Below are 3,120 nucleotides of genomic sequence, written 5' to 3'. Positions count from 1 at the left end.
AGGCGAAAATTTGAGTGTTGTTGTCGGTGGATTGGCCTTAGGTTATACCGCCGTAGCGGCACTTAAGAACGAATTGCAGAACTGCTTGTTGTCGATGCGTTAGAAACCTTCATTAGCTGGCACCAGAAAGAACTCGTTCCGCTAGGTAAAATTCTCAACGCCGACAAACGTAACCGTTATGTGCTTGGTAGCTTTTTCGATCTCGCCACAGACCCAAGTACTGGATTTGACCCGAGCAGCGCTGGTAAAAAGTTCGATGCCATTTTGCTAGACATCGACCATTCCCCTGCAGAATTCCTCAACCCAAGCAACGCCGGCTTCTACACCACAGCAAACCTATCACACTAAAACCAAACGACGCATTCGCCATGTGGTCTCCCTGGCTTTTGCCCCGCCGTGTAACCTTGAAACTGCCAAGGTCGAAAACTCTCGGGCCAGTCATTTCGATAAGATCGAAATCGGAACCCTAGCTCTCTATTGATAATCTATATTGTGATGTTCGACTTTCCAAGGGTACGAACAGTTTTGATAAAGCAGATTGTGTACCAGCTATACAGAACACTTTATTTTAAAGGCTCTAGACATTTTTTTGACACCGCTCGTCACTAACAAACAACAAAAAATGGGCCCAAAAAGCCCATTTCATTATTAGCGCACTATTTTTATACAGTCAGGCCAACGCCGTATCTAACAGCATCATAAGTACAAAACCTAACATTAAGCCTTTTGTTGCCGCCAGCTCGTGACCTTGACGGTGAGATTCAGGAATCATTTCATGACTGATCACAAACAACATAGCACCAGCTGCTAAAGCCAACCCTAAAGGCAACAATAAGCTAGATTCCCCCAACACCACCGAACCAATAACGGCCATAACAGGTTCCGTCAAACCTGACAGCACCGCAATACTCACCGCCAATAAACGGCTGTAGCCCACGGCTAACAACGCCATGGCAACCACTAACCCTTCAGGAATATCCTGAATCGAGATGCCTGTTGTCAACGCCGTAGCTGCCGACACATCACCACTGGCAAAAGACGCACCTATCGCCAAACCTTCCGGGATATTATGCAGAGCAATGGCAAAAACAAATAACCAGCTACGTCGCAAAGTCTGACCACGTAACCTGTCTTCATCTTTAATAAAATGTTGGTGTGGTACAAGCCGTTCTAACACCAACATAAATGCGCCACCAAGCAGAATTGCCACCCCCACAGAGCTGGAGCTGTACCATGGCGAAGCACCACTGCCTTCCAACAACGCCAAAGCAGGGATAATCAGAGAAAACATACAAGCCGCTAACATTACCCCAGCGCCAAACCCCAACATAACGTCATGCAACTTTTGCGATAAGCGATGCAGAAACAAAGCAGGCAATGCGCCCATCGCCGTCGCTGCTGCCGCCACAACACCCGCATAAAAAGCATAACGCACCTGAGAATGTTGTTGTAACAACACCACAAACTGATCGATGGCAGTGTAAGCACCTAATACTAAAATTATGCTTCCGATCCACTTTCGCGCGCGGATCTTAGGTAACGACAACAGAGTCAACTTCATGCTTACTCCTGAAACCACGCAGCGACTTGCGACCAGTTGATGACATTAAAAAATGCCGCAACGTAGTCAGGACGTTTATTTTGATACTGCAAATAATAAGCGTGTTCCCAAACATCCAAGCCTAAAATCGGTGTCAATCCATCCATCAATGGGCTGTCTTGATTAGCGCTGCTGGTCACCTGCAATTTACCTTGCTGATCTTTCACCAACCAAGCCCAACCACTGCCAAATCGGCTCAATGCCGCCTTAATAAACAGCTGTTTAAATTCTTCAAAACTACCAAAGCTTTGCTGAATCGCGTCTGCTAATGGTCCTTGTGGCTCCCCACCCCCTTCTGGTGACATCACCAACCAAAACAGACTATGATTCGCATGACCACCACCATGATTACGTACCGCACCCTGAACGTTTTCTGGCAATGAGGTAATCTCTCGCAACAGGCGCTCAAGAGACCAATCCGCATAAGCAGTTCCTTCTAGAGCAGCATTTAAGCCATTCACATAAGTCTGATGATGGCGACTGTGATGAATCTCCATCGTCAATGCATCAATGTGCGGCTCTAAAGCGGTATAAGCGTAAGGCAGTTCAGGCAAAGTAAAAGGCATCTTATTCTCCAAAATAGATAACGATAAGAAGAATCATTATTATTTCTATTAATAACAAATGCAAATCCTATTTTTCACGCTCGCGGTGAGGGCTAGACTCTTTACACACTGTTATGCCACCGCCTCAGAAATATAGGCCAAGGAAATTCAAGTCTAAACAGACCATGATTTATAGGGAAAAATAACGTCGAGGATACAAGGATCAGCGCTGAGCAACGCAGCACTTGAAGCAATCGGAGTTGAACGCAGCACTTGAAGCAATCGGAGTTGAACGCAGATACAAAACTAGCGCTATGGCATTGTCGCTTGATCTATTCTCTTGACCATATTCACACTGACCGTTTCATAACCCATTTTAGCGTACAACTTTTGGGCCGCGCTATTGTGAGAAAATACGTGCAAGCCAATATTGACGATGTTGTGCGTTGCCGCGAAGTCTTCGATTTCCTTTAGAGCAAGCTTCGCATAACCCTTTCGGCGATGTTCAGCCTTGATTTCTAAATCGTAAATAAACACCGTACTCGTGGTGCTACTGTTCTCTAACGACAGCCATATCATACCGACTGTCTCGTTTACTTCTGGTACTTTCATTTCAAAAAAGTGATTGTTATCCGTGTCGATTCCACGCGGTAACAGTCTTTCTATATCACGCCTAGATCGAGTTAATGATCCTGTTTTCTGCCACCGGCCAGATTCCACATTCTCTCGAGCGTACTGCACGATCAGCTCTTCAATATAAAATGCAAAGAAGGGTTTTGACATAGACACCAAGAAAGACATAACGACTCCATTTTATATAAAGCAGAGAAAATCCTGCTCTGATGGCTTAAGTATTCATCAATTTTATAATAAAAAAAGCTTTTTTTGATTCTTGAAGCACTCATTAAGAAGCAAGCTGTTATAAAATAGCAACAATCAACATCGAGCATGACGGGTTTGAAAAGCAGTTTACTG

Annotated in this window: 4 protein-coding genes and 1 riboswitch; of the genes, 1 reads left to right on the top strand and 3 read right to left on the bottom strand. The window is 44.9% G+C overall.

The features are described 5' to 3' along the window. Positions 1–180: 180 nt before the first annotated feature. Positions 181–348, top strand: a complete 168-nt coding sequence (locus TY87_RS22865) for a hypothetical protein (RefSeq protein ID WP_232617219.1) — start codon at positions 181–183, stop codon at positions 346–348. A gap of 25 nt (positions 349–373) precedes the next feature. Further along, a riboswitch (guanidine-I (ykkC/yxkD leader) is annotated at positions 374–481 on the bottom strand. Positions 482–670: 189 nt separating this feature from the next. Here the strand turns inward: TY87_RS22865 and TY87_RS22285 are convergent. The 3 genes from TY87_RS22285 to TY87_RS22275 form a co-directional block, all read right to left on the bottom strand. Further along, positions 671–1,561 (bottom strand): ZIP family metal transporter, encoded by an 891-nt coding sequence (locus TY87_RS22285; RefSeq protein WP_100188754.1) that lies wholly within the window; start codon positions 1,559–1,561, stop codon positions 671–673. A gap of 2 nt (positions 1,562–1,563) precedes the next feature. Then, on the bottom strand, positions 1,564–2,166 hold the full coding sequence (locus tag TY87_RS22280) for a superoxide dismutase (RefSeq protein WP_100188753.1): 603 nt from the start codon (positions 2,164–2,166) through the stop codon (positions 1,564–1,566). Positions 2,167–2,457: 291 nt separating this feature from the next. After that, complete coding sequence (locus tag TY87_RS22275) at positions 2,458–2,946, bottom strand: GNAT family N-acetyltransferase (RefSeq protein ID WP_100188752.1); 489 nt, start codon at positions 2,944–2,946, stop codon at positions 2,458–2,460. Positions 2,947–3,120: the final 174 nt, after the last annotated feature.

It is taken from the genome of Marinomonas sp. BSi20584 (genome assembly GCF_002792415.1).
GTDB lineage: Bacteria > Pseudomonadota > Gammaproteobacteria > Pseudomonadales > Marinomonadaceae > Marinomonas > Marinomonas polaris.
Note: the sequence above shows the minus strand (reverse complement) of the source record. Positions and strands in the feature narration are given on the sequence as shown.

Excerpts from the sequence above, each read along its gene's own strand:
- TY87_RS22285 (WP_100188754.1), bottom strand. The coding sequence starts at position 1,561 with ATGAAGTTGACTCTGTTGTCGTTACCTAAGATCCGCGCGCGAAAGTGG.
- TY87_RS22280 (WP_100188753.1), bottom strand. The coding sequence starts at position 2,166 with ATGCCTTTTACTTTGCCTGAACTGCCTTACGCTTATACCGCTTTAGAG.
- TY87_RS22275 (WP_100188752.1), bottom strand. The coding sequence starts at position 2,946 with ATGTCTTTCTTGGTGTCTATGTCAAAACCCTTCTTTGCATTTTATATT.